Origin of the sequence: Hahella sp. KA22 (assembly GCF_004135205.1) — a bacterium.
Lineage (GTDB): Bacteria > Pseudomonadota > Gammaproteobacteria > Pseudomonadales > Oleiphilaceae > Hahella.
This window is the reverse complement of record NZ_CP035490.1, coordinates 1,026,080-1,051,206: the sequence shown is the minus strand read 5'-3', so window position 1 is coordinate 1,051,206 and position 25,127 is coordinate 1,026,080. Positions and strand designations below refer to the sequence as shown.

The 25,127-nt window shown below is 54.6% G+C and carries 21 protein-coding genes and 1 pseudogene; 16 read left to right on the top strand and 6 right to left on the bottom strand.

Annotation, left to right across the window (positions count from 1 at the left end; translation table 11 throughout):
• Positions 1 to 128: 128 nt before the first annotated feature.
• From EUZ85_RS04655 to EUZ85_RS04640, 4 genes are all read left to right on the top strand, one after another.
• Complete coding sequence (locus EUZ85_RS04655; RefSeq protein ID WP_164887180.1) at positions 129 to 2,576, top strand: bifunctional diguanylate cyclase/phosphodiesterase; 2,448 nt, start codon at positions 129 to 131, stop codon at positions 2,574 to 2,576.
• 72 nt (positions 2,577 to 2,648) lie between these two features.
• On the top strand, positions 2,649 to 3,059 hold the full coding sequence (locus EUZ85_RS04650) for a CoA-binding protein (protein WP_127968146.1): 411 nt from the start codon (positions 2,649 to 2,651) through the stop codon (positions 3,057 to 3,059).
• Between the two features lie 12 nt (positions 3,060 to 3,071).
• Entirely contained in the window at positions 3,072 to 3,776 is a 705-nt protein-coding gene (locus EUZ85_RS04645; protein WP_127968145.1) for a DUF502 domain-containing protein, read from the top strand.
• On the top strand, positions 3,773 to 4,267 hold the full coding sequence (locus EUZ85_RS04640) for a glutathione peroxidase (RefSeq protein WP_127968144.1): 495 nt from the start codon (positions 3,773 to 3,775) through the stop codon (positions 4,265 to 4,267). The genes EUZ85_RS04645 and EUZ85_RS04640 overlap by 4 nt, the downstream gene beginning before the upstream one ends.
• A gap of 53 nt (positions 4,268 to 4,320) precedes the next feature.
• On the opposite strand, the gene EUZ85_RS04635 is transcribed toward EUZ85_RS04640, so the two are convergent.
• Together EUZ85_RS04635 and EUZ85_RS04630 are read right to left on the bottom strand one after the other, a co-directional pair.
• On the bottom strand, positions 4,321 to 4,983 hold the full coding sequence (locus EUZ85_RS04635) for a 2OG-Fe(II) oxygenase (protein WP_164887179.1): 663 nt from the start codon (positions 4,981 to 4,983) through the stop codon (positions 4,321 to 4,323).
• 147 nt (positions 4,984 to 5,130) lie between these two features.
• A complete protein-coding gene (locus EUZ85_RS04630; RefSeq protein WP_127968142.1) occupies positions 5,131 to 6,036 on the bottom strand; it encodes an alpha/beta hydrolase in 906 nt (301 codons plus the stop codon).
• Between the two features lie 279 nt (positions 6,037 to 6,315).
• Between EUZ85_RS04630 and EUZ85_RS04625 the strand changes: the two genes are divergently transcribed.
• Together EUZ85_RS04625 and EUZ85_RS04620 are read left to right on the top strand one after the other, a co-directional pair.
• The gene (locus EUZ85_RS04625) at positions 6,316 to 6,705 is read left to right on the top strand and encodes a DUF3461 family protein (RefSeq protein ID WP_127968141.1); all 390 of its coding nucleotides are present in this window, start codon (positions 6,316 to 6,318) and stop codon (positions 6,703 to 6,705) included.
• A gap of 167 nt (positions 6,706 to 6,872) precedes the next feature.
• Entirely contained in the window at positions 6,873 to 7,832 is a 960-nt protein-coding gene (locus tag EUZ85_RS04620) for an AEC family transporter (RefSeq protein ID WP_127968140.1), read from the top strand.
• A gap of 9 nt (positions 7,833 to 7,841) precedes the next feature.
• Here the strand turns inward: EUZ85_RS04620 and EUZ85_RS04615 are convergent, their stop codons facing one another.
• The gene (locus EUZ85_RS04615) at positions 7,842 to 8,345 is read right to left on the bottom strand and encodes a GNAT family N-acetyltransferase (protein ID WP_127968139.1); all 504 of its coding nucleotides are present in this window, start codon (positions 8,343 to 8,345) and stop codon (positions 7,842 to 7,844) included.
• A gap of 116 nt (positions 8,346 to 8,461) precedes the next feature.
• Between EUZ85_RS04615 and EUZ85_RS04610 the strand changes: the two genes are divergently transcribed.
• Entirely contained in the window at positions 8,462 to 9,790 is a 1,329-nt protein-coding gene (locus EUZ85_RS04610) for a DASS family sodium-coupled anion symporter (protein WP_127968138.1), read from the top strand.
• Here EUZ85_RS04610 and EUZ85_RS04605 read toward each other — a convergent pair.
• Positions 9,737 to 10,699 carry a DMT family transporter gene (locus tag EUZ85_RS04605; protein ID WP_127968137.1) on the bottom strand — a complete coding sequence of 321 codons (963 nt, stop codon included), beginning with the start codon at positions 10,697 to 10,699 and terminating at the stop codon, positions 9,737 to 9,739. The genes EUZ85_RS04610 and EUZ85_RS04605 overlap by 54 nt on opposite strands.
• Positions 10,700 to 11,168: 469 nt before the next feature.
• Between EUZ85_RS04605 and malT the strand changes: the two genes are divergently transcribed.
• The 3 genes from malT to malK all read left to right on the top strand — a co-directional run bounded on the left by malT (position 11,169) and on the right by malK (position 16,896).
• Positions 11,169 to 13,925 (top strand): HTH-type transcriptional regulator MalT, encoded by a 2,757-nt coding sequence (malT, locus tag EUZ85_RS04600; protein WP_127968136.1) that lies wholly within the window; start codon positions 11,169 to 11,171, stop codon positions 13,923 to 13,925.
• Positions 13,926 to 14,124: 199 nt separating this feature from the next.
• Positions 14,125 to 15,747 (top strand): alpha-glucosidase family protein, encoded by a 1,623-nt coding sequence (locus EUZ85_RS04595; RefSeq protein ID WP_127968135.1) that lies wholly within the window; start codon positions 14,125 to 14,127, stop codon positions 15,745 to 15,747.
• A gap of 33 nt (positions 15,748 to 15,780) precedes the next feature.
• A complete protein-coding gene (gene malK, locus EUZ85_RS04590; protein ID WP_127968134.1) occupies positions 15,781 to 16,896 on the top strand; it encodes a maltose/maltodextrin ABC transporter ATP-binding protein MalK in 1,116 nt (371 codons plus the stop codon).
• Between the two features lie 110 nt (positions 16,897 to 17,006).
• Here malK and EUZ85_RS04585 read toward each other — a convergent pair whose 3' ends face one another.
• Together EUZ85_RS04585 and EUZ85_RS04580 are read right to left on the bottom strand one after the other, a co-directional pair.
• Positions 17,007 to 17,231 (bottom strand): hypothetical protein, encoded by a 225-nt coding sequence (locus EUZ85_RS04585; RefSeq protein ID WP_127968133.1) that lies wholly within the window; start codon positions 17,229 to 17,231, stop codon positions 17,007 to 17,009.
• A 17-nt stretch (positions 17,232 to 17,248) separates the two neighbouring features.
• Positions 17,249 to 17,776, bottom strand: a complete 528-nt coding sequence (locus EUZ85_RS04580) for a GNAT family N-acetyltransferase (protein ID WP_127968132.1) — start codon at positions 17,774 to 17,776, stop codon at positions 17,249 to 17,251.
• Between the two features lie 219 nt (positions 17,777 to 17,995).
• Here EUZ85_RS04580 and EUZ85_RS04575 point away from each other — a divergent pair, with 219 nt between their 5' ends.
• The 6 genes and pseudogenes from EUZ85_RS04575 (at position 17,996) to EUZ85_RS04555 (ending at position 24,994) form a co-directional block, all read left to right on the top strand.
• Positions 17,996 to 18,898, top strand: a complete 903-nt coding sequence (locus EUZ85_RS04575; protein WP_127968131.1) for a GGDEF domain-containing protein — start codon at positions 17,996 to 17,998, stop codon at positions 18,896 to 18,898.
• Positions 18,899 to 18,945: 47 nt separating this feature from the next.
• Positions 18,946 to 19,491, top strand: coding sequence for a hypothetical protein (locus EUZ85_RS04570; RefSeq protein ID WP_127968130.1), 546 nt, complete (start codon positions 18,946 to 18,948; stop codon positions 19,489 to 19,491).
• 230 nt (positions 19,492 to 19,721) lie between these two features.
• Positions 19,722 to 23,299: pseudogene (locus EUZ85_RS04565) on the top strand (DUF6531 domain-containing protein); the annotation flags it as partial.
• Positions 23,300 to 23,332: 33 nt separating this feature from the next.
• Positions 23,333 to 23,950, top strand: coding sequence for a hypothetical protein (locus EUZ85_RS31555; protein ID WP_371683251.1), 618 nt, complete (start codon positions 23,333 to 23,335; stop codon positions 23,948 to 23,950).
• Positions 23,947 to 24,237 carry a hypothetical protein gene (locus EUZ85_RS04560; RefSeq protein ID WP_127968129.1) on the top strand — a complete coding sequence of 97 codons (291 nt, stop codon included), beginning with the start codon at positions 23,947 to 23,949 and terminating at the stop codon, positions 24,235 to 24,237. Before EUZ85_RS31555 ends, EUZ85_RS04560 begins: the two co-directional genes overlap by 4 nt.
• 343 nt (positions 24,238 to 24,580) lie before the next feature.
• Positions 24,581 to 24,994 (top strand): hypothetical protein, encoded by a 414-nt coding sequence (locus tag EUZ85_RS04555; RefSeq protein WP_127968128.1) that lies wholly within the window; start codon positions 24,581 to 24,583, stop codon positions 24,992 to 24,994.
• The last annotated feature ends 133 nt before the right edge of the window (positions 24,995 to 25,127 follow it).

Here is a 25,127-nt window from a genome sequence, read left to right as displayed (position 1 = left end):
AATCCAATGTTTCCCGTTAGCCGGCGCCGTAGATTTTCCGACTATACTGATTAGATAACATTGACTCAGCATCCCTTCTCACCGCCGCACCGATCATGTCGAGGGATGCGCCTGACGCAGTTTCAGACATGACACTGAAGTTTCATCGACGTATATCCTTCAAACTGGCGCGCGCCGGAGTCATTCTGGCCTTTATCCTTGGGGGCCTGCTCAGCTCCATACAGGTGTATTTCGACTATTTGAGTCATGAGAAGGATTTTCGGGATTTTATTGAGCGCGTGCTGCAAGCCGCCCGTCCTCCCGCCGTACGCGCCGTTCACACTCTGGATGCTCGCCTGGCGGAAGAAGTCGTCACCGGCCTCATGCAATATGATTATGTTCATCAGGTGCTGATCGTCGACGAACTGGGGCAAACCCTCGCTGAAGGCGCCAAGCCTGTCGCCGACTCCAACACCGGCTGGATTACGTCCAGCATCGGCGCGATTTATCGCACCTATCCTATCGCGCTGCAGATGGAGTCCTACCACCAGCTCCAGACCGGCCGCATGGAAGTGGTGGTGAATATGGACAAAGCCCTGGAGCCCTTCTTTAATCGCGCCTATTACGTACTGATCATCGGCATCGTGCGCAACATGGTGCTGGTGTTGCTGTTGTTTATCGCCTTTTATTACATGATCACGCGACCGCTGATTTCTCTCGCCGCCAGCTTTTCCGAGGTGAACCCGGAAGATCCCGGCGACCGCCGTTTGCGTCTTCCTCGCAGCCATGACGGCGATGAGCTGGGCTATCTGGCGCAGATCGGAAACCAGTTTCTTGAGACCTTACAAAAACGCCTGGAAGAACGTCGCGAGGCGGAAGAGACTTTGCGCGACAGTGAACGCCAGACCCGGCAGATTATCGATACGGTTCCCCACCTGATTTACGCCAAGGATCGCAACGGCGCGTTTGTCTTCGTCAATCAGGCGCTCGCAAGCTTCTACGATCGCAATATCACAGAAATCGAGGGAACGGACCACCACTCGTTGCACCATTTGATTTCCAACCTGGAGTCCGTGCGCTTCGATAACGAAGACAGAGAGGTCATCGATAAGCAGAAAGTCATGTTCATTCCCGAGCACGGCCTCACGGATATTTATGGCCGCCGTCGCATCCTGCAGAGCAACAAAATCCCCTTCCGTTTTTTCGGCAAACCTTGCGCGCTGATCGTGTCCGTGGACATCACCGACAGAGTCGAGGCGCAATCCCGCGTGGAACAATTGGCCTTTCATGACCCACTCACAGGGCTGCCCAATCGCAATCTGTTCTATGACCGTCTCACCATGGACATCGCCCGCTCCCGCAACCATGGAGCCTACGGCGCGCTGCTGCTGATCGATCTGGACAACTTCAAGAATATCAATGATTCCCTGGGGCATTCGGTCGGCGATGAGCTATTGCGTAATGTGGCGAAAAATCTGCGCAACTGTCTGGATGAAGAAATTACCGTCGGCCGCCTGGGGGGCGATGAGTTCACCGTGATCATGCCCGAACTGGGGCGCACGCCGGAGGAAGCGGAGCAAAACGCCAACCTGATCGCGGCGAAAGTCCTCTCAGAACTGTCTTCCCCGTTCTTTTTCAACACTCAGGAATTCACCGTAACCGCCAGCATGGGCGTGGCGCTGTATCCAGACAAAGACGCCAACACGGAAGTCATCCTGCGCTACGCCGACACGGCGCTGTTCCAGGCCAAACATGAAGGCCGCAACAAAATGACCATCTTCAAAGCAGAGATGGCGGATGCGGTGAGCAAGCGTCTCAGTATCGAAAACGAGTTGCGTACGGCGGTAAAAGACAAAGCGCTGATGTTCTACTACCAGCCCCAGGTCAGCGTCACCGACGGTCGCATTATCGGCGCGGAGGCGTTGATACGCTGGAACCATCCGCAACGAGGACTGATTACTCCCGATGAATTCGTCCCCGTGCTGGAAAACTCCAACCTGATTCTCACCGCCGGCCTGGATATGTTCACTCAGGCCTGTATGCAGGTGAAGGAGTGGCTGGACAAAGGTTGGTGGGAAGAGGATATGCGCGTCGCCATCAACGTCAGTCCCAAACAGTTCTATCAGCCGGAGTTTGTTGAACAGATCATAGAAATTCTGCAAGCGACTCGACTCCCTGCGCACTGCATAGAATTGGAAGTGACTGAGTCCGTGGTTATCCAGAACGTCAAAGACACCATCAACAAGATGCTCAGTCTTAAAGGTCTCGGCGTTCGCTTTTCCCTGGATGACTTCGGCACCGGCTATTCTTCCCTCAGTTATCTGAAGCGGCTGCCTGTCGACTGCCTGAAAATCGACCGTTCATTCGTCACCGACATTAACAGCGACGTGAATGACGCAGCCATTGTCTCCACTATTCTGGCCATGGCCGCTCACCTGGACCTTGAGGTGGTGGCGGAGGGCGTGGAGACCGTTGAGCATTTGGAGTTCCTGAAAGAAAACGAATGCGACTACTACCAAGGCTACCTGTTCAGCAAACCCCTGCCAGCCGCAGAGATGGGCGAGCTGCTGAGACTACAGCCGAAAAATCCCAAGTAACCTGAGTGCAGTTGCAGGGGGCGGCGGCGCTCCGCATAATGCTGACAGCTTATCAGCGGAGCCAACGACACCATGCCCTCAGCAGCCGAAATCAGTCGAATATTGAAAAGCGTACACACTATCGCAATGGTCGGCGCCAGCGATAAACCGGGTCGCGACAGTCACCATGTCATGCTATTTCTGCAAAACAAGGGATATCGGGTCATTCCCGTCAACCCTGCGCTGGAAGGCTCCACCTTACTGGGCGAGACCGTTTACGCCTGCCTGCGCGACATTCCCGTTCCTGTAGACATGGTGGATATCTTTCGCCGCCCGGATGCGGTTCCCGACATCGTCGACAACGCTATCGCCATTGGCGCCGGCGTCGTGTGGATGCAGTTGGGCGTCATTCACGAGCAGGCGGCGCAGAAAGCCATGGATGCGGGGATCAAAGTCGTCATGGACCGCTGTCCGAAAATCGAAATCACCCGACTGGGACTGTAATTTCTAACCTTTATGACAAAACTGAAGTTGTTATTGCGCAACGCCTTTATCGGCGGCGTTATCGTACTCTTACCGCTAGCCATATTGGGGCTATTCTTCAATTGGCTTTTCCGCGCCGTCACAGACCTGATTCAACCTATCACCAATATCGTCATCCGTATGGTATCGGCGCCGGAAGTGGTCGGCGACATGGTCGTCATCCTGGTGATCGCAATCGTGTGCATCCTGGTTGGCAGCCTTACCGCCACCAGCATCGGCCGCTATCTGCATTCACGATTTGACGTTCATTTACGCCGTATCGCGCCGGGCTATCAAATGGTGAAGGAGATCGTCACCCAGTTGTTGGGCGATAAGAAAAACTCGCCATTCAGATCCGGCGCCGTGGCGGAAGTCAAAATATTCGGCCCATCAACGCCGACCAGCGTCACCGCCATTGTCACCAGCACACACGACGACGGCCGCTACACAGTTTTTGTCCCCACAGGTCCCAACCCTACAACCGGTTTTGTTTTTCACGTCCCAGGCGAAGCAGTGACGCTAAGGCCGGATATCAAAGTGGAAGCCGCCATTCGCACCATTATTTCATGCGGCGCCGGCAGCGCGGCCTTGCTGGCAATCGCCGGCCCCGCCAACGCCAAAACGGACCCCGCCGTCGCTACGGCGGATAAGGGTTCAGCCCCCAAACATCCAGAGCAACATAAGGACATCCAACTATGACGACGCTTTACGATTTCACCGTCAAAGATATTCATGGCGCCGACCTGCCGCTGGAGCAGTTCAAAGGCAGAACGCTATTGTTGGTGAATGTCGCCAGTGAATGCGGTCTGACGCCTCAATACGAAGAGCTGCAGTCGCTATATGAAGAGTACAGGGACGATGGGTTAGTGGTATTGGGACTGCCTTGCAACCAGTTCGGCGGGCAAGAGCCAGGCGACGAAGCCGCTATTCACGCGTTCTGCTCTACGCGTTTTCAGGTGAGCTTCCCCATGACCGCCAAGATAGAGGTGAACGGCCCGGGACGGCACCCGCTTTACCAGTGGCTCATCGGCGATGGCGAGGACATACATTGGAATTTCGAGAAGTTTCTGGTGAATGGCGAAGGCCGCTGCGTAGCGCGCTTAGATCCGCGTACGCCGCCCAGTGATGAAGAATTGCTGGATAAAGTCGACGAGCAACTCCATCTCAGCAAAATCCTGCTGGGCAAATAACCCAGATAGTTATTTCCCCAATCAGAAGAAGGCTCCGCAAGGACGCGCGGGCTTCAGAACGGCGATGAGTTGGTGCGCAACCAGCAGGCGATGCTCCAGCGGGCGCGGTGAGTCAGTCTGACTTCGTGAGGGAAATCCTCGCTGAGAAAGATCACTGTCCGGCCCATCTCGGGAGTAATATCCGCGATGAGACCGCCGTTACCGCCATCGTATAAACCCAGCTCACCGCCTTCATCTGGCAGCCAGTCCTGATTCAGGTAGTGCACCAGCGTCACCTTACGGGGGCTGCGGCCGCGAAAGTTGTCCACATGACGGCGGTAATACGCCTGCGGCTCGTATACCGCGTAATGCGCTTCCACTTCCTGCAAGCCCAGATACAAAGTGCAATTCAGAGCCTGACGCACATTTTCCAGAAAGAGCAGAAACTCTTGCTGCGTCTCACTGCGCCCATCCAGCCAACATGACCAGTCGCGCCGCACGGAGTCATTCAATTGTCGGTCTTCCGCACGTCCAATATGAGCAGGGCTAAAACCGCCTTCGGTATACATGAATTCCGCCTCCTGTCGCAGACGGGATGCCAGCTCCAGCGGAATCAGATCGTCAAAGACGCCCCATCCTTGCTGCGCCAAAACATCAGCCATCCGCTCATGCCATTCCTGAGAAGGAAGCGCACAGGCTGAAGCGCCCGACTGAGCGATATCTTGATTCAAGGACATAGGATGCAATTCCTTCCGCGCCGGCGGCGAGAACAATAAGAGGACGTCAAGGTCAATGGCGGCTGCCATGCTGACCGGGCGAAGAATTATAGAGCGGAATTCACCCTACACGAATTGTTTTTTTGCTCTGTTCCCGCGTGACGAATATTAAGCCGCCGCCGTCGCTCCCAGCGGGGTGTGCGAGCGAATGAAATCGCCGATTTCATGAATGGCGCGACCGCCCTGCGGCAACAGACGGGATGCGAAATGCCAGACATGAAACATGTGCGGCCACACCTGTAATTGCAGAGGTACGCCCTGCAGTCGGGCGCGCCGGTGAAACTGCTTACATTCTGAAAGCAAAATTTCATCACCGCCCACCTGAATCAGCACCGGCGGAAGGTCATGCAAGTCGCCAAAGAACGGCGAGATGCCAGGCAACTTGGGATCGTGCTCTCCCGCATAATGGCGGGCAAAAAAGCGTATGCGGTCCGGTGAAATCACCGGATCATGAGGCAGGCGATGCGACTTGCTCGACAGGTGGCAGGTCAGATCTAGCCAAGGCGAAATACACACCGCCGCCGCTGGCGTCGGGAGATCCATGTCACGAATAAATTGCAGCGCCGCCATGGTAAGGCCGCCGCCGGCGGAATCACCCGCAATGACAATATGCCTGGCTTTGACGCCTCGATCCAAAAGGTGTTTATAAGCCGCCACCACATCATGCAGCGCCGCCGGAAAAGGATGCTCCGGCGCCAGCCGATATTCCAGCATCAAAGTGCGCGCTTTGGCGGCCTTGCTGATGCGGCAGGCCAGTTCAAGATGGGTGCGATTGGAGCCAATGACATATCCGCCGCCATGCAGATACAGAACCACGCGGGATTCGCATTCAGTGCGATGGCTCAACCATAACGCCTGTAACCCGTCGATTTCACAAGGCTCGCTGGAGAACCCCGGCGGAGCATGAATAAACCACGATGTCTGAGAAGCGCACAGGCGATACGCCATCAAGTTATTGGGAATGAAGTGCATCCCCATGCGAATCATATCTTTCAGAATATTTATGCGAGTCATGCGAGCAAACAACCGTCCAAGTTACAACTGATGGACCTACTTTTGATTTATAGACCAACTTACACAGTTGTACAAAAAACATCCGCTGCTCACAGAACTAGACATAAGTCAAAAAGGTTACCGTTGGTAACATTTTTGTCGGGTTCTACCTATATCAATTTTTTATCAAAAGTTCAAGATATGTCCCAATACAGTTTTTCATCGTTGTTTTAACAACTTACCGATTTCTTAACTAAACTGACTTTAAGGTTTAAATTTTAAAACTTATCTGGAGTACCCATGACTGACCACCTCAAGCATATCGGCGTCGCCGATCCCCAACGCATCGAAAAATACACGCTGCGCACCGAAGCTGAGAACGATATCCTCAAGATCTACTACAAAAAGGAAAAAGGCGACCTTTTCCACAGAAGCCTGAAAGTAAAATTCCCCCGTCTGCAAAAGCAGTTGCTGGTGGATTCAGGCGGCACTAAGCGTTATGAAAACACGTCTGAAATTGCGCCTAACCTGCTGCACGTTCTGGATGAGCTGGACAAAATCACCTGCAAAGAAACCGAACAGGTAGATGTAAAAGAGAAGATCCTGAAGGATCTGCGCCACCTGGAGCGCGTCGTGAACAACAAGATCAAAGAAATCGAGCGCGACCTGGACAAGCTATCAGCGCGCTGATTCGTAACGATCGATCTCGGCCGGGCGGTCTTCCAACGTAGCCGCCTGGCCAACCTGACCGCCAGCGATTGAATAACTCCCTCTCGTCATACTGACATCTCATTCATACGCTGCGGCAATCTCGCTTAAACTCCTCAACCAAGCCAATAAACTTCCAGAGTCCGCCCATGTTTGAGTTGTTGCTGCAAAGCGCCGTTTTCGCCGCCGGTGTGGTGCTGCCGATTTTCTTTCTCGTCATCCTTGGTTTTCTATTGCGACGCGGCAACATGATTGACGGCGCATTCATTGAGACTGGCTCCCGTCTGGTATTCAAAATCGCGTTACCTACTCTCATCTTCCTCAACGTCGCCGAATTGCAGTTGGGGCAGGTGGTCAATCTGGCTCAATTGGGCTACGCCATCGTCTCCACAACGATTGGCTTTATTGCAGTCTGGATTATCGCCAAACGCTATATTTCAGAGCCCACGCAACTGGGCGTGTTCGTACAGGGTGCGTTTAGAGGTAATCTGGGCATCGTTGGCTTGGCGTTATGCGCCGGCGCCTATGGCGCGCAGGGCGTGGCGATAGGATCAGTGCTGCTGGGCTTCGTCACCTTGCTCTACAACCTGTTGTCAGTCTGGGCGTTAACCGCCTCACAGCATCAAAACGCCAAGCTGCCCTGGGCAGGCGTGTTGAAAGAGATCGTCCGTAATCCCCTCATTATCAGCATCGTACTGGCGCTTGGTTTTGCGGCATTACAGATTCCATTGCCGGAGATGGCGAAAAAAGCCGCCGGTTACTTCGCCGATCTGACCCTGCCTCTGGCGCTGCTCTGCGTCGGCGGCTCCATCAACGGCAAGGTCTTGCGGGCGACTTCCCGGCTGGCGTTGCACGCCACGCAACTGAAGCTGATCTGGCTGCCTGTTGCGCAGATCGTTATCGCGTTCGCCATAGGCATACGCGATATCTACCTGGGTTCGCTCTTTCTCATGTTCGCCAGCCCGACCGCCACCGTCAGTTTCGTGATGGCGAAAGCCATGGGTGGGGACAGTGAGCTGGCCGCCGCCATTGTCGCCTTATCCACCCTGGCGTCCTTCGTCTCCCTGGCGATCGGCATTACAGTGCTGAACACGATAGGCTGGATGTAAGGCGCGGAGTTAGTCCAGCGCTTTGATCATACGTACTTCGCAGACTTGATGACCGGTATCTCCCATGGGGTCGGTCAGCAGCTTGAAGCCCAGGCGTTCGTACAGGGTGATGGCCTCTTTCAACGCGGCCGTCGTTTCCAGATAGCACTGCTTGAACCCCAGGTCCTTGGCGAACGTCTGCGCCATAAGCGCGATTTTGTACCCCAAGCCTTGTCCACGGCAGACTGGCAGGAAATACATTTTCTGTAGTTCCGCTACCGAGCCGTCTCCACCCGCCAAAGGCGCCACGCCACCGCCGCCGACAATGCGTCCGTCGTACTCCACCACCCAATAGGCGGCGCCGGCCGTTGCATAGGTTTCATACATGACGTCTACACTGGCGTCTCCGACAGCAAACCCCCGCTCAGGCGTGAGTCCATATTCGGCGGAGACCTGACGGATGACCTCCGCCATTTGCGCGTTATCCGCAGGGGCGATAGGCCGTAGGCTAAACTGAGAGGCATTCGATGTCATTGGCGTCCTTTTGCGTTGTATCAAGTCAATTACTCTATGAAAAACCGATGATTACCCCATTTTGGGCGTTACATCAACCAGAACGCCAGCACAAGGAGAGCAACGGCTGATTCATCATGCGACTGAAACTGATCTGGATAATGCTGGCCGCAGGGCCGCTATGCCTGGAAACGCTGATACAGGCGCCCGCCGACGCCCGACATGGGCTTTCCATCCTGTGGATAGCCGCCGTGTTGTGGATGACGGAGTTGCTGCATGTCACTGTCACAGCTTTGTTGATTCCCATTATGGCCGTGACATTGGGCTTACTGTCCGTCAAGGAGGGCTTCAGTGAGTTCGCCAATCCCATTATCTTCCTGTTCCTTGGCGGTTTCGCTCTGGCTTCAGCGCTGCATAAACAGCAAGTGGACAGCGCCATCGCCGCAAAGGTGCTGCGCCTCACCCGCGGCAAAATCAGTCACGCCCTGATTTTACTATGCGCCCTCAGCGCGCTGCTCTCCATGTGGATCAGCAACACCGCTACGACCGCCATTATGATGCCGCTGGTTCTGGGCATGCTCAGCCAGGAAAATGATCGCCCGGATAATCCTCGCGTATTCGCGCTTCTGGCGGTGGCGTATTCCGCCAGCATCGGCGGCGTCGCCACCTTGGTGGGCAGTCCGCCCAACGCCATTGTCGCCGCGCAGTTGGGCATGTCCTTCAGCGACTGGATTCAACTGGGCTTGCCCGTAACGCTGATGCTGTGGCCGGTAATGTTGTTCATTCTCTACAAAGCGCTGCGACCGGATCTTAGCGGTCGCGCCCAGACAGTGACGCGTTCCGACTTTACCTGGACCCGCGAGCGTTTGATTCTACTGAGCATATTCAGCACTACGGTTGCGATGTGGTTATTCAGCAAACCCTTAGGAGGACTGCTGGGAATAGAGAAAGACCTGGATAGCTGGATCGCCATACTGGCGCTGGTGGCGCTGACCATCAGCAAAGTTGTTTCCTGGAAAGACATTAGCGCCACCACAGACTGGGGAGTGCTGCTGCTATTTGGAGGAGGTTTGACCTTAAGTGTAGTGTTGAAGAGTTCAGGCGCCAGCCAATTGCTGGGTGAATCCCTGGCGGCGCTGGTGGCCGCCTGGCCCGCCTATCTGTTGCTGCTGACCATCACCGCCTTTGTGATATTCCTGACCGAACTGTCCAGCAATACCGCAACCGCCGCTTTACTGGTTCCGATCTTTCTGGCTTTGCCGACGGGGCAGCTGAGCCCTGAACAAACCGCGCTGACAATCGGCATCGCCGCTTCCTGCGCCTTCATGTTGCCAGTGGCGACGCCACCCAACGCCATTGTGCACGGGACCGGCCTTGTGCCCCAGAAAACGATGGTCAGGGTGGGCTTCTATCTAAACCTCGCCTGCGCTCTGCTGGTCAGTGCGTTTATTTTCCTCTTCGCTTAACGGAATAACCAACGCTGGCGTACTGAGCGGCCGCAGCCAGCGCAGCGTCTTGCGCGGCAGATCAAAGTACAGCGCCAGCCCCAGCAGGATGAGGCAACCGCCCAGCAACACGGTGGGATGGATCGTCTCATCATTCAGCGTAACCCCCAGCAGCAACGCCAGAACCGGCGTGACCAACGTAGCCATGGCCACCGTGGAGGGCTGCAGTTTCTGCAGCACATAGTAGTATGCGAAGAACCCCAGAACGGAGCCCACCAGCGCCAGGTAAACCACCGCCCACAGACCACGATCATTAAGGGTAATCTGGGGTATTTCCCCATCCATCAACGCCCACAGAATAAAATAACCGGGCAAGGCCAGCAGAATCGAGCCGAAAGTCAGCGCCAGCGGATGCGGCGTCGCTTTCTGTTTCTTCAACAACACGCCGCTGAGGCTGAACAACGCCACTGCGCCCAACACCAGCAGCAAACCAAATGCGATAGCGCCTGACGCATGCAGATCCTTGCCAAATACCGTCGCCAGACCACTAATAGCCAGCCCCAGGGCCAGCCACTGGCTTTTCTGAAAGCGCGCGCCGTCGAGCAGATACACGCCAAGCAGGCCGGACATAATCGGCGACAGACCATACATCACGGAGATCAATCCGGAAGGAACGGTTTTCGAAGCGAAATAGGTCAGCATCATGGCCCCAAACACGCCCATGGTTCCGCACAGATAGCTATAGAGCGAATCTCTGTCCCAGTGCAGCGGAATCCGATACAGACGGATAACCACGCCGGTGACGATCGCCGCGATCGTCATGCGCAACCCCACCGCCACCGTTGGATGAAAAGACTGACTGCTCCACACAACTCCCAATGGCGTCGTGGACCAGACCAGAATCACCATCGCATAAGCAAGAATAACCACCGCCAACCTCCGCGCCTTTCCTTAAACACAGTCGCATCGCCAATACAAAACTATCGCAGTCGGGGATTTTTAGATCGGACCCTGAGGGCAAAAAAAAGCCGCAGGGGAAGAACCGCTGCGGCGTCAAAAACTGTTACGATCCCGCTATTTCACCGCAGCCGCATGCGCACATCGCAGAATGGACGCGCAAGACATTGCGGGCAAAGTGAAATAATGAAAACGCACTGTCGTATACATCCGAGTATGGTGGTCTTCCAGCCCCATACCAGCAATACGCAATAACCACATAAGCGCCCGCCGTCAGGGCGTATACGGTGATTGGACGCTGACTTTCCAAAGCGATATTTGCTAAAGTCTGATGTAACTGCGTCCAGGGAGCCTCGGCTCCATATAATCACAAATTCATGACCGGCGTATGAACCGGCCAATAATGGACGACATTAGCGCTGAAACATAATTAGGGTCGCCGATGACAACTACAATAAAGCCCGAGTCTTTAACCTTGATAAAAGCCAAGATAATGCCTCCGCCCAGGCCAGCTCGCCTGTTGGAGCGGGAGAAGTTCGACGACCTGCTGCATGAGATCGATCCGGTCAACCTGATCCTGGTGCAGGCACCCGCTGGTTACGGCAAAACCACGATGATCGATGATCGGCTGAACGCACTGGGCGCCAACGCCGCCTGGTTCCGTCTCGACGCCCAGGACAATCTGAGCGAGCAGTTCGCCTTTTATGTCGCTCACACATTAAATGAAGCCACCCGAGGCGCCTGCCCGGAAACCCTGCGCACGTTAAACCAGCAAGGTTACCCGACATTACAGACGTTTCTCACCGATCTGCTGTCTGAGTTACCTTTGGAAGGCGATCCGCTGCTTGTGGTGCTGGATGATTATCACCTGATCACCAATACAGAGATCCATAGCGGCGTAACTTTTCTGCTGCGCCACCTGCCTCCCTACATTACGTTAGTGCTGTTATCCCGCACCACACCGCCCATTGGTGTGGCGCAGTTACGCATGCAGGGGCGGATGCTGGAGATCACCGCCAAGGACCTTTCTTTCAGCGCCGACGAAGCTCAGGCCTATTTTGAGCAGCGCCTGCGATTTGAAGTGTCCCGGGAAAGCATCGAACGCGCCAATCGTCGGGTCGAAGGCTGGGTGTCAGCCTTGCAACTGCTGGCGGCGACCGCTTCCACTGGTGTCGAATTCAACGAATACGTAGAGCAGCTGCACAGCGGCAATCACTATATATTCGATTACTTTGACGAGCTTACCCGCACCAGTATCGACAACGAGCAGCGTCTGTTCCTGCTGCGCACCAGCGTACTGGAGCGTTTCAATGCGCTGATGGTCATGCGTCTGGCGCAACAACAGGACGGCCAGTTTCTTCTGAACTCCCTGTTGAACCTGGGACTATTCATCGTGCCGCTGGACAGCAGCGGCTTGTGGTTCCGCTACCACCCACTATTCGCCGCGTATTTACGACATATGCAGGCCTGCGTGCTGCCGGATGAAACTGCGCGGCTCCATCAACGCGCCAGCGACGCCTGGCGTGAAATGGGCTTCTTTGAAGACGCCGCCCGTCACGCCGTGCTGGCCAAAGACCAGCAACGCATCAAGGATATCCTGCTCAGTTGCGGCCGTGACTTTTTCACCGAAGGGCAGTTCAATCTACTGCAACGCTGTTTTGATGCGCTGAATAAAGAGGTCATCGCCGATCACCCTATTCTTACCCTGCTGCGCGCCTGGGTAGCGCAGGGGCAGTATCAGTGGTCCGAGGTGGAATCCTGGCTGAAAGCGGCGGAGCAACATCTGAAGACTCACTGCAGCGAAGAGGAATGGGAAGCCATCACCGGCGAATTCAACGCCGTGCGCGCCCAGGTGGCCATGAATGTCGGGGATGCGGAGCGGGCCCAGACCTTCGCAAAATCCGCCCTGGCTCATGATCCGGTGTATCTGCCCACCTCTCGCACCGCGGCTTCTTCTGTTATTGGCGAGTCCTTATTCGTGCAGGGCCACCTCAAGGAAGCCATTAACCGCATGCAGGACACTGAACAACTGGCGCTGGCGGAACATGCGCACCAGAACGTGATTTGGGCGTTGTGCCAGCAATCGGAGATCAGCGTCGCCCAGGGCTATCTGCAGAAAGCCTACAACATCCAGGAGAAGGCGCTGCAATATGCGGAAGACCACAGTCTGGAGCGCCTGCCCATTCTGGAATTCCTGTACCGTATACGCAGTCAGATCATGTGGGAATGGCACCACCTGGAAAGCGCGGAGCGATGCGCATTAAAAGGCATCGAGATTCTGGAAAGCCAGGGAGAACGCTGGTTCATCCAAAGCTACGTGATGCTGGCGAAGATCGCCCAGGCGCGAGGCCGCCAGTCGTTATGCGCGGACTATGTGCAGAAGATCCACAAAATGCTGGCCTCCGGCGAATACCATATCGACTGGACCGCCAACGCGCACGCCGCCATGCTTTCCTACTGGGACGCGGTGCGCGACAAAGAGTCTATACAACGCTGGTTGACCGCGGCGCCGGAACCGACGCCCGAACAGGCCACCAATCACTTTACCCAGTGCAATATCCGCAACTGGGCGCGGGCCTATGTCAGCCTGGGTGATTTCGACAAGGCGCTGCCGCTGTTGGAAGGCATCCAAAGCATGGCGGAACAGTTTGGCCTGAAAACCGATATCAACCGCAACCATATCCATTTATCGCAGCTTTACTGGCTTAACGAGCAACGCGAAGAAGCCCTGCGCCACATGGCCATCGCGCTGAAACTCGCCAGCACCACCGGCGCAGTGGGCAGCTTCCTGCGCATCGGCAAGGTGCTGATCAATATTCTCAAAGCCTTGATCAGCGAAGAGCAGTTGGATGAAATGGAAAAACAGCGGGCGGAACGTCTGATCCAACTGGCGCAGCAACAAAGGGATTTCAGCCGCGCAATCCGCATTTCACTGGACGAAGCCATCATTCAGGATATTATCGACCGCCCTGACGTGCCGGAACTCATCCGCACCTCGCCCCTCACCCGCCGGGAGTGGCAAGTGCTCAGCCTTATCCACGCCGGTCTGTCCAACGACCAGATCGCCGAGCACATGAAAGTGGCGCCCACCACCGTGAAAACCCACATCCGCAGTCTCTACCAAAAACAGAACATCACCCACCGCTCCGAAGCCATCAATCTGGCGCGGGATCTGTTGAGTAAGATACAGGGGGAGTGAGCGCAGCTCCCCCTCATACCCACCCTCCGCCTCCTCCTCCCCCCTCATCCCCACTACTACGCCAAGAAAAAAGAGGGAGGGAGGATGTTCGGCCGGTTCGCCGCAGGCACCATCTTCATAACTGTAAAAATAACAACGTCTTCCACTTTTCTGTGGGTGCACGTGCGTTACCTGGTTTGGAGTTGTTAAGAGAGGCGACATGCAGGTTGATCGTGATTGGTGGCGCGGCGCAGTCATCTACCAAATTTATCCCCGTAGTTTTTTTGATTCCAACGGCGACGGCATCGGCGACCTGCCGGGCGTTACCGCAAAGTTGGACTATGTCGCCAGTCTGGGAGTGGACGCCATCTGGCTGTCTCCTTTCTTCACTTCCCCCATGAAGGACTTCGGTTACGACGTTTCCGACTATCGCAACGTCGATCCTATATTCGGGACCTTGGAAGATTTCGAGACGATGGTGGCGGAAGCGCACAAGCGCGGCCTGAAAATCATCATTGATCAGGTGCTCAGCCACACTTCCGACCAGCACGCCTGGTTCAAGGAGAGCCGCAGCAGTCGCGACAATGCGAAAGCGGACTGGTATGTGTGGGCGGAGGCGAAACCCGATGGAACGCCGCCGAATAACTGGGTGTCTGTCTTTGGCGGTTCCGCCTGGGCGTGGGACAGCCGTCGTCGTCAGTACTATCTGCACAACTTCCTGACCAGCCAGCCGGACCTGAACTTCCATAATCCTGACGTGGTTGAGCAAGTGCTCAGCGATGTTGAGTTCTGGCTGAAAAGAGGCGTGGACGGCTTCCGTCTCGACGCCATCAACTTCTGCTATCACGACAAGCAGCTGCGGGATAACCCCGCCAATACCGAAGTGGCGGAAGGCTCCATCGGCGTGCGTAAAGAAAACCCCTACGCTTACCAGCGTCACCTTTACGACAAGACACAGCCGGAAAACCTGCCGTTCCTGCAACGGGTACGCGCGCTGCTGGAGAAATATCCGGGCACGACCACCGTGGGCGAAATCGGCGACGACAACTCCCTGGACACTATGGCCGCTTACACCTCCGACGGCGACAAGCTGCACATGGCGTACTCCTTCGACTTCCTGACCGAGCAGTGCGACGCCAAGTTTCTGCGCAAAACCGTAGAAACCATTGAGTCGAAGCTGGTGGATGGCTGGCCTTGCTGGGCCATCGGCAATCACGACGTCGCAAGGGTGGCCACTCGCTGGTGCGGACAGGAAGCGCCATTGGCGTTGAACAAAGTCTACATGGCGATGCTGCTGACTCTGCGCGGTAGCGTCTGTCTCTATCAAGGCGAAGAACTCGGCCTAGTGGAAGCGGAGCTGGAATACGAAGATCTGGTCGATCCCTACGGCATCGCTTTCTGGCCGGAATATAAAGGCCGCGACGGCTGTCGCACGCCCATGCCCTGGAAGGCGGAGCAAGAGCATGCCGGTTTCACGACTGGCAAACCCTGGCTGCCAGTCTATCCGGAACATGTCGCCGCCGCGGTGGCGGAGCAAGAAGACGCGGAAGACTCGCTGTTGCACATCTACAGTGAATTTCTGCACTGGCGCAAAGCGCAGCCTGTGCTGCAGAAAGGCGACGTCCGCTTCCTGCCAAGCCCGCCGGATACGCTTCTTTACGAGCGCAGCCATAACGGCGAACGCATGATGGTGGCGCTGAACCTGTCCGGGCAAAGCGTGGACATCGAGCTGCCCGCCGGCGCCAAAACGGTAGTGAGCGAACTCAGCGTACTTAACGCGGAATGGAGCGACGCCCGCGTCCACCTTCCCGCTTACGGAATCGGTATTTGTCAGTTGGCGTAAACACGCCGGCAATCAAGTCAAGAGGGTCCAGCCATGGCCAGCGTAACGCTAAGAAATGTCTGCAAAAGTTATGACACAGTAGAAATATCCAAAGACATCAATCTGGATATTGAAGACGGCGAATTCGTCGTCTTCGTCGGTCCGTCCGGCTGCGGTAAATCCACCTTGCTGCGTATGATCGCCGGCTTGGAGGAAATCACCTCAGGCGACCTGTTCATCGGCGAAGAGCGCATGAACGAAAAGGCGCCCATGCAGCGCGAAGTCGGCATGGTGTTCCAATCCTACGCCCTGTACCCCCACATGAATGTGGCGGAAAACATGGCGTTCGGTTTGAAACTGGCGAAAACAGCCAAAGCCGAGATCGACAAGCGCGTGGAAAACGCCGCGCGCATTTTGCAACTGGAGCACCTGCTGCAACGCAAGCCGAAAGACTTGTCTGGCGGACAACGACAGCGGGTGGCCATTGGCCGGACCATGGTGCGCGAGCCCAAGGTATTCCTGTTCGACGAGCCGCTGTCCAACCTGGACGCCGCTCTGCGGGTACAGATGCGTATCGAGATATCCAAGCTGCACAAACGTTTGCAGAGCACCATGATCTACGTGACCCACGACCAGGTCGAAGCCATGACCATGGCGGACAAAATCGTCGCGCTGGATCACGGACGCATTGCGCAGGTGGGCAAACCGCTGGAGCTTTACCACTACCCGTCCAATAAGTTTGTCGCCGGGTTTATCGGCTCGCCCAAAATGAACTTCGTCACCTGCACGGTGATGGAAGCGGGCGCTCAGTCCGTCAAAGTCTCGTTGCCAGGCGCCATCGACGTCGTCGTTCCGGTCAATGGAGCCGGGTTGAAAAAAGGCGATAAAGCGACCCTGGGCATTCGTCCAGAGCATTTCGTCAGCGCAGAAGAAGGCGAAGTCATTCTCAATGGTGTGGTGAATGTGGTTGAACGCCTCGGCTATCAGACTCTGGTGCACGCGGACGTGGAAGGCTTCGACAACACCCTGACCCTGCGTACGCCGGGCGCCAATCCCGTGCGGGAGAACAACCCGATTGCTTTGGGCCTGAAAGCGCACAACTGTCATCTGTTCAAAGAAGACGGCAGCGCCTGCCCACGTCTTTATGTGGAGCCTGGCGTAGAGCTGTAGGCGCGTACAGGAACAAACGCCAAAGAATTACTGCGACCGCAGTAATAAGACGGATCAAGCGATTCCTGTGTCGCTCACTCCGTCTATGTAAGCACCTCGACCCTGAGTGTTTACTCAGCGCTTTGCCCGGCCTTCGCCGGGTTTTTTTCGTCTGCAGTTAGTGTTTCCTGTTCACTCTTATCGATTTCCTGTTGCGCCTTCTCTTCCTCTAATAAGTCTGCAGCGCCGGAAAAATCAAATCCCGTGTCTTCGTCCAACTGCTCTGGATCGAAACGGACGCCACAACCCGCTTTCACTAATGGGGGCGGCTTACTTTGTCCTGTCTTTCTCGGCATATCGACTCCTCCAAAGGTCAGGGTTTGGGAATACTATAAAGCTGAACCTGCTTCTGCTGAATCTCCAGGGTTTTACTGGCTTTCCCTCCCAGCTTTTCCGCCACTCGCCGTGAGCGGACGTTCATAGGATGAATCAAACTGACCAAAGAGGAAGCGCCCACATGGGAATAGGCCACATCCCTGACCGCTTGCGCCGCTTCAAAGGCGTACCCCTTCCCCCAGGAATCGCGGCGCAGCAGCCAGCCAATCTCCATGCCCGGCCATCCTTGCGGATAATAAAGCCCCGCACGCCCCAGCAGACGTCCGCTCTCCAGATCCTCCAACGCCCACAAACCATAGCCGCGCAAGCGCCAGTGACCAAGCATCAGCGCCAGACTTTTCCATGCCGCATCCAGGTCATAACCCTGTCCATTCGCCATATAACGCATGACTTCGTCGTCGGCCAGCATCTCGGCGTACTCCGGCAAATCCGCTTCCGTGAACTGGCGCAACCGCAAACGCGCGGTCGTCAGAGTAAGTGGCGCTTTAATCTCTGTGGCTTGCATAGGTTTATCGTCTTTCCATAGAGTCCGTGCAGATAATGGCTTTACTCAGCTTTCTACTACACTTGAATGAAGTTATTTCATTATAGGCATCCAGAGTTGAGTCAGCTATTTATTTAAAACCTATCAACCAATTGATTAATAAATATATTTTCTAAAAGTAAGTAGCGGCGGGCAGATTTAACTAGACTTAAAAGTGGAACACCTGCAATTGGGACAGCAATGAACGCACTGGAGCAAGAGTTCGGTTTTCAAGACATTGTGGAAAACGCCGCCGACGGCGTCTTAGTCACCAAAGCCTCGCCCTTGGACGACCCCGGCCCGGAAATCGTTTACGCCAACAGCGCCATGGAGGCATTGTCCGGATACAGCAGAGACGAACTCATCGGCGCTACTCCCAGAATGCTGCAAGGCCCATTAACCGATGCAAGCGCCTGCCGACGCATTCGTCGCGCCTTACAGGAAAAGTCACAAGTGCGTTGCCGACTGCTGAACTATCGCAAAGACGGCAGCCAATACTGGATCGAAATCAGCATTATGCCGTTATTGGACAAAAGCGGCGCCGTCAGCCATTTCGCCGCCATACAGCGGGATATCAGCGCCTATGTGAAGCTGGAGGAACATTTCTCCAAAGCCGCCGGCAAGGACGAAAGCACACTGCTTTCCAATAAAGACAATTTCCTGGATGGACTGGACAGAGAATGGCGACGCGCTTATCGGCATCACTCGCTATTCTCTCTGCTGACTTTTCAAGTAGACCAGTTCAACGCGTCCCATGCGCGCGACTCAGAGCAAAGCCAGCAGATGCTGGCGCTTATCGGCGCGACCTGCAAAGCGGTATTCCGTCGCGAGGACACGCTCGGACGCATCGGAGAAAACGAATTCGCCGTATTGATGCCTGAAACGGATCTGCGTCAGGCGGGCCTTGCCGCAGAGCGACTGCGTAGCAAGCTGGCGGCGCTGGTGGACCGCCATCCCAGTATTAGGCCGCCGTTTACAGTTAGTATCGGCATTACCCAGAACCAGTTGTTGGATGAGCGCCCGGAAAGCGTTCTCAACCGCGCCCGCCAGGGCCTGATCAAAGCCGGCGCTCAGGGCGACCGGGTGACCGTGGTGGAAATCTGACAGGCGAAACAGGACGTAAGACCAGAATAAACATTAGAGGCAAACGGATGAGCAAGGCAGAAACCCCTTTGGAACTAAGCGAAGAACAGTGGCTGCATATCAATGAAACCATCACCATGCTCACGCTGGCTGTGGCGCAGATCGAAGCCTCCATTTTGGAAAGCGAGAAATCTTTCGGCCGTTTGACCCAGTCCTTCACCACCATCGTGGCCACCGTTAACGCCGCCCCAGACCCCTCGACGCAGGCCCATGAACTTAAATTGCAGCTAGACGGCCTGAAGAAAGATGTCCATAACGCCGTGGTCGACTTCCAGTTTTTCGACCGCCTGGCGCAACGCCTTTGCCACGTCAAGGAAAGCCTCGGCGACCTTGGCGGACTCTTGCAGGCGCGCGAGCGTCTGGACAAGCCGGAAGAATGGAAAAACCTGCAACAAGATCTCAAAGGCCGCTACACCATGGCCTGTGAGAGAGAGATGTTCGATATGATTCTCAACGGCGTCGCCATTGAAACCGCTTTGGCCCACTTCAAAGCCAACTATCTGGATGAAATGGCTAAACAAAATGAAGACGACGGAGATATCGATCTGTTTTAAACACGTAAACCGCCCCCTTCTCTACAGCACGACTTTCACTTACTCCTTTTTCATGACTGGCGTTAGTCCCAAAGAACGATTGATCAAAAAACAGACACAAATACAATAACGCCAGCATTATTTCTGTTTGTAACCCGGCCTCTTCTTACAGCAGTTCAGGTTCCCCTCCCCCCGGTTTACCTGAGCCTTCATGCGTCCAGAAGCGGCCTTTAACAAGGGATGTTTCCTGCATGCATTACCCCCGTCGTTTCCAGATCAAACACCATCTGGACATCACGTCCGATGAGCTGTCGCGTATCGAATCGCCCACCACCGCTATCGGCTATATCGAAAAATGTCTGAACGACGGCGACGGACGCGGCAAAGAGTTCGACGCTTTCATCGCTTCGCTGCAGGGAAGTCATTTCCAGTCCACCTCAAACAAGTTTCCCGGCCGCACCGCGGCAGCGTTTAATAGCTGGCGCAACACCCTGATTCGCGAAGCGCGCCATGGCAATGTGTTGCTGGTTGTGGATAGTTCGGAAAAACCTTTCCATCCGCTGATCATTGAGAAGAACAAAACGCTGACGCCGGGGCAATCCAACACCCATGCCGCCACGCAATTGCTGAACCGCCTGAAGCCGGTGAAGACGCCCTCGCCGAAACGTCCGGCGGGAACCGCCGCTGGCGGGGCGGCCGCCTCTAATCCCATGGCGGAAAACCATCCGTCTTTCAACGGCAATGTAGGCTGGGCGAGCGTCAAGGGGGAGAAAACCAGTTATGGCGCGCCGCCGCCCGCCTCATCCGAGTCCAGCCCTGAAGAGACGTCCGTCAGCGACGCCAGCGGCCAGAACGATAACGGCGACACGCAAACCGCCAACGACGAAGCCTGCGTCAGCGGCGATCCGGTGAGCATGATCACCGGCGAGGAACTGCTGGATCTGGTGGACTTCACCTTGCCCGGTCCCATGCCGTTGGTGTGGAAACGCACCTATAAAAGCTCCAACAACCACCAGCGCGGTCTGGGCGTGGGCTGGACCCACCTGTTGTGTCAGACCCTGGAAGAGGACAACGGCCGCATCACCTTCACCAGCGATGAAGGTCGTTATATCGACTTCCCGCGTCCCCTGATCGAACAGTCCAGCCGCAACGCCGCGGAGCGCATGACCCTGCATCGGGTGGACGAGAACACCTACGCGCTGCAGCAGATGGGGCAACCGGACAAGGTCTTCGTCGGCGGCAACGGCGCTTACCGCCTGGAAGCCCTGGTGGACGCCCTGGGCAATCGCATCGACATTGCTTACTGGCAGGACGTGGAAGGTTATGAGCGCCCCATCACCATTCTGCAAGCCAACTGGGGACCGCGTCTGCATATCCTGCACAACGCCCAGGGCCTGATGTGCGAGATTCAGTCGATCCAGAGCAACGGCGCCGTTGTTACCTTGGCCACCTACGAGTATGACGAACAGCAGGACCTGATCCGCGCCGCAGACCGGGCCGGCGCCAGCGAAAGCTACGCCTACCGGAATCACGTCATCACCCGCCGCACCCTGAAAACCGGCTTCAGCTTCTATTTCGAATGGAGTCAGTACAGCCCCAGCGGCAAGTGTCTGCGTCAGTGGGGCGATCGCGGCATTTACGATTACCGTTTCGAATGGGATACCGCCAATAAAGTCTCCCACGCCTTCGACAGCAACGGCGGCAAAACCACTTACTACTACGACCACCGCGGCAAGATCATCAAGGAAATCGATCCCGAGGGCGGGGTCACGCGCATGGCCTACAACAAGAACGGCCAGCTGATCGAGCACATAGACCCGGAAGGCGGCGTCACCCGCTACGTCTACGACGAGCAGGGCTTATTGACGCAACTGACCGACGCCACCGGCGCGACCTACAAAATCCGTTACAACCATCGCGGTCAGCCGGAGGAAATGATCAATCCCCTGGGCCACAGCTGGCGTCGCGAGTACAACGGCAAAGGGCTGCTGACCAGCGTCACCGATCCTCTCGGCAACCAGACCCGCTACGCCTACAACGAACGCGGTCTGCCGCAAACCATCACTGATGCCGCCGGCAATGAGAAAACCTTCGTCTGGAACGCCATGGCGCAGCTGGTCAGCGAGAGCGTCAACGGCCGCCGCACCGAGTACCTGCTGAACGAAGACGGCGATATCGGCGCGGTTGTTGACCCGGACCAGCGCACCACGGAGTACGAATACGACCTGCTCGGCAACGTCACCCGCGTGCAGCATCCGGACGGCTCCGCCGTGCAGTTGCGCTACAACGCCAACAGTCAACTGACCCACTTTATCGACGCCGCCGGCCGCTGCACGGAATACCTGTACGACGGCCTGTCCCAGGTGCGCAAAAAGATCGACGCCAACGGACAGGTGTTTGAATATCTGTACGACAAAGAGCGCAACCTGATTGGCCTGATCAACGAGAAGGGCGAGCGCTACAAACTGGGCTACGACCGCAATGAACGCCTGATCCGGGAAATCGGCTTCGACGGACGCATTCAGGAGTATCAGTACAACCGCGCGGGTCATTTGATCTCTCATCTGGAAGGCGTTCACATCGACCTGCCGTCGGAGCAGGCCAACACCACCCGCTTCAGCCGCGACCCCTTGGGCCGACTGCGGGAAAAACACAGCCCGGACGGCGAGGTCAGCCAGTTCCACTACGATGCGGCGGGACGGCTTACTGAGGCGAGCAATCCCCACCGACAATTGCGCTTCGCCTACAACGCCCTGGGACAGTTAACCGAAGAGCGTCAGGACCAGCATGTGCTGCGGCATGAGTACGATCCCCTGGGCCTGCGCACGCAAACCCAGTTAGCGGACGGAACCCGGCTTAACTTCGCTTATGACCAACATGGCCTGTTCAGCGAAGCCCGCTACAACGACAACCTGCTGACGCAGATCACCCGCGACGCACAGGGTCGTGAAGTCGCCCGCCAGCAGGGCGCACTGCAATCCCAGTACGAATACGACCTGATGGGGCGACTGAGCCGCCATCGCGTCAACCATGAAGCGAACAAAACCCAACTGATCGATCGCCGTTATCAGTACGACCACCACGGCAATCTGGCGCTGATTGACGATCTGCAAAAAGGCGCGACCCGCTACCATTACGACGCCCTGGACCGCCTGAAAAAAGTGGAAAGCTACTGCAACGAGCAGTTCGACTTCGACCCGGCGGGCAACATCCTGAACGGAGAACGCGATAGCGCGGTGAAAAAAGGCAACCGCCTGCAATTCCATGGCGATCGCCACTTTGACTATGACGACGCCGGTAACCTGATCCGCGAACGTCGCGGCAAAGGCGGCAAACTGGAAACCCGCTACCTCTACAACAAGCAGAACCAGCTGATTGCGGTGGAGAAAGACGGCCAGCGCACCGAGTACCGTTACGATGCTTTAGGCCGCCGTATCTCAAAACAGGACGCCTTCGGGCAGACGGAATTCCTGTGGAACGGCGACGTGCTGCTGTCCGAACAACGCCAGCACCTGCGCAAGCTCTACGTCTACGAACCCGACTCCTTCCGGCCGCTGGCGTTCATCCAGGACGAAAAAGTCTACCACTACCACCTGGATCACCTGGGCACGCCCCAGGAAATGACCGACGCCGAGGGAACCCTGGTCTGGTCCGCCCGCTACAAAGCCTACGGCGCCCTGGCCCTGCAAGACGTGGAAAGCGTCCACAACCCGCTACGCTTCCAGGGACAATACTTTGACGAAGAAACCGGCTTCCATTACAACCGCCACCGGTACTATGATCCCAAAGCGGCCGCTTCATCAACCAAGACCCCGTCGGCCTCCTGGGCGGCGCCAATGCCTACCAATATGCGCCAAATCCGGTGGGATGGATTGATCCGTTTGGATTGACGGCGAAGCCGGGGGACTGCCCTAGAAATAGCTTAGAACATGACAATATTGCTCATGGTGGCTACTTTTCCAGAAAAGAGCAGAGACGTTCAGAGTACGAAGCTAAACTAAAAAAGCATACAGTCAGCGCCATCAAACAAAAGGATCTAGATAAGTTATTAGGAGCTGAAAAGTTTGCTGCTGTTACCGTTAGTTCATTCAAAGAAGCCGACACATTACTTCACACAGCTTTTCCTAATGCGTTAAAGTTTACAGGTCCAGGCCCTGGTCCGATAAAAATTCTGTCAGGAATGAATAAAGAAGAATTAATTGGGGCCGCTAGACTTAATGATGAGCATGCTCTATCTAAAGTTGAAATGTATAGAAAAGCTAAAAGCATTGCTAGTAGAGAAAAAGACAGTAAAGATACTATTATTTTTCATAAGGACTATCTATACGACAATGAAGAGGGGATACTTCATGGTCATTCAAGTGTTACACCTGAGGATCATCCTCACCGGCACATCCCTCACATAAACATAGAGGGCTACAAGGATGGGAAATATTTTAAAAGAGAGATCTTAATTGATCGGAAAAAATCTAAAAAATGAATACAAGAAAGCATAAAAAGATAAATCATTATTTGAATAATAGAAGAAGTGTGTCTTACTCGGAAAGGATGCCTTTTTCGCCATCATCACCACCAATTTCAAAAGTCATAATAATTTCAAAGAAAAATAATATTTACATAGTGGATGTCATATTGATGGATCTATCGCTTGGCTATGATTCTGATGAAGTCATTTCTGAGTCTACAGCATCATTTTCTTCTTTAGAGGAAGTGTCGAGTTTTATTGAAGAGAAACACTCCATCACATTGGACTCTTTTGGTGCTTAAAAAATAAATTAGCCGAACTGGATGGAATGGCAACTAATGGAAGTTTGGTTTCCTGTAGTCACAACCAATGATCCTGAATATAAGTTTAAATGGGCAATGAGCAGCTTCATAGATAGCAAAGAACTTCCTTTGTGCCCATTATGCAATAAAGATAAATTAAGATTCTTCTATCATAAATTCAAAGTGTCTTCTCAGCATAAAATGGATAAAGGTAGCTTATGGATGTGGTGCCCTGGGTGTAAACACTGGTAGGTAAACTCAGATGTCAAGGTAGACTTTAAAAACAGCTTGAAAGAAGAAGAGTTTAAAAAAATAGATAACTTAAATATAGTCAATTCATTAAATGAATATTGAAATAAAAAATAATAAAAACGAGTCCAAAGTGAACGGGCGTGGCCTTATAGGGATGGTTATAATTGACCAGAAGTTTGATATTTATGGCACTTTTAATATGATAAAGTCCATTATTTCATTCATGGATTTTCGTGCAATGGATCGTGATGATGTGGTTTCATTTACGGCTGAAAACGACGACTTCATGATATCTCTGTATGGCATACCTGACAATAAAGAAGAAGGTTTTTATACTCTCTATTATAATAGTTATACTGACCATGTGGCTCCTGATAAATTGGCGGAAAAAATTGTGGATAAAGAGTTGAATGTTCATGAAATTTCAAATATACATAACTTTTCGTATTACTTGGCAAAATTTTTGTCAGAAGAAACTGGCCTAACAATTACCACTGTATCCTGATGATAAAATGGTTTTTTGATATTCTGTTAATGGCCATATCAAAATGCTCGTTTGACTTTTTGTCATTAGAAGTTAATTAAGTGTCTAAATAGAATTAATCTTACATTTCTGTCCTAATTTTGACAGGAGATCG